The sequence below is a fragment of the Phytoactinopolyspora endophytica genome, from assembly GCF_004138495.1.
GTDB classification, from domain to species: domain Bacteria; phylum Actinomycetota; class Actinomycetes; order Jiangellales; family Jiangellaceae; genus Phytoactinopolyspora; species Phytoactinopolyspora endophytica.
In genome coordinates this window covers 225,555-226,939 of sequence record NZ_ML142852.1, presented here as the reverse complement: position 1 = coordinate 226,939, position 1,385 = coordinate 225,555, and the positions used below count along the sequence as shown (strand labels likewise).

Annotated in this window: 1 protein-coding gene; it reads left to right on the top strand. The window is 66.5% G+C overall.

Going from position 1 to position 1,385, the window contains the following annotated elements; genetic code table 11:
- Positions 1-1,385, top strand: a 1,385-nt coding sequence (nuoN, locus tag ELR45_RS09445) for an NADH-quinone oxidoreductase subunit NuoN (protein ID WP_205856292.1), incomplete at both ends; no start/stop codon positions are given.

The following is a 1,385-nucleotide window of genomic DNA, read 5'->3' as shown; positions in this document are numbered from 1 at the left end:
CGCGTTCGTCGCGGCGTTCGTGCAGATCGTCCGGCTGGCTGGTGAGACCGAGCTGATCGGCGTGAGCGGCTCGGTCGCCATCGACGGTCCGGCTCTGTTCCTCCAGGGAACGATCGTGGTGCTGGCGTTCATCAGCATCCTCTTCTTCGCCGAGCGCAAGATCGAGGCCGGCGGCAACGGGTTCGCCCCAGCTGCGTCGTCGCTGCCGGGCAGTGAGGAGGAGCGGGTCCTGACCCGTGACCGGGTGCTGCAGACCGAGGTCTATCCGCTGACGATGTTCTCCGTCGGCGGCATGATGCTCTTCCCGGCCGCCAACGACCTGCTGGTGATGTTCATTGCCCTGGAAGTGCTGTCGCTGCCGCTGTACCTGCTGTGTGGCATGGCGAGGCGTCGCCGGCTGCTCTCCCAGGAGGCGGCCCTCAAGTACTTCCTGCTCGGCGCGTTCGCTTCGGGGTTCTTCCTGTTCGGTGCCGCGTTCGTCTACGGGTATGCGGGCTCGGTCCGGTTGTCCGAGATCGATGCCGCGTTGACGGCTCGGGTCGGCCAGGAAGGCCTGCTGCTGACAGGGGTCGGGCTGATGGCCGTCGGCCTGTTGTTCAAGATCGGTGCCGTGCCGTTCCACGCATGGACGCCCGACGTCTACCAGGGCGCGCCGACGCAGGTGACCGGGTTCATGGCCGCCTGTACCAAGCTCGCCGCATTCGGTGCGATGCTGCGGCTGTTCTATGTCGCCCTGGGCGGCATGCGGACGGACTGGCAGCCGATGATGTGGGCCGTCGCGATCGCCACGATGGTGGTAGGCATCGTCGTCGCGCTGACTCAGACCGACGTGAAACGGATGCTGGCGTACTCGGCGATCGCGCACGCCGGTTTCATCCTCACGGCGTTTGTGGCCGTGGACGAGCTGGCGATCTCGTCGATCCTGTTCTACCTGGCGACGTACGGCATTATGACGCTCGGCGCGTTCGCCGTGGTGACCCTGGTGCGGGACGCGGGCGGAGAAGCCACCCACCTGTCGAAGTGGGCGGGCCTCGGTAAACGATCCCCGATCCTGGCGGCCACCTTCGGCCTGTTCCTGCTGGCCATGGCCGGCATCCCGCTCACCAGCGGGTTCGTGGGCAAACTGGCCGTATTCAACGCCGCGTTCCAGGGCGGCGCGATGCCGCTGGTGATCGTCGGTGTGGTCATCAGCGCGGTTGCGGCGTTCTTCTACGTGCGCGTCATCGTGTTGATGTTCTTCTCCGAGCCCGCAGCCGAAGGGCCGACCGTGGCGGTACCGAGCATGTTGACCACGGTGGGTATCACTGTGGGGGCGGCGGCCACGATCGTGCTCGGGATCGTGCCCGGGCCGCTTCTTGATCTGGCTGAGAACGCGGCGGTCTTCA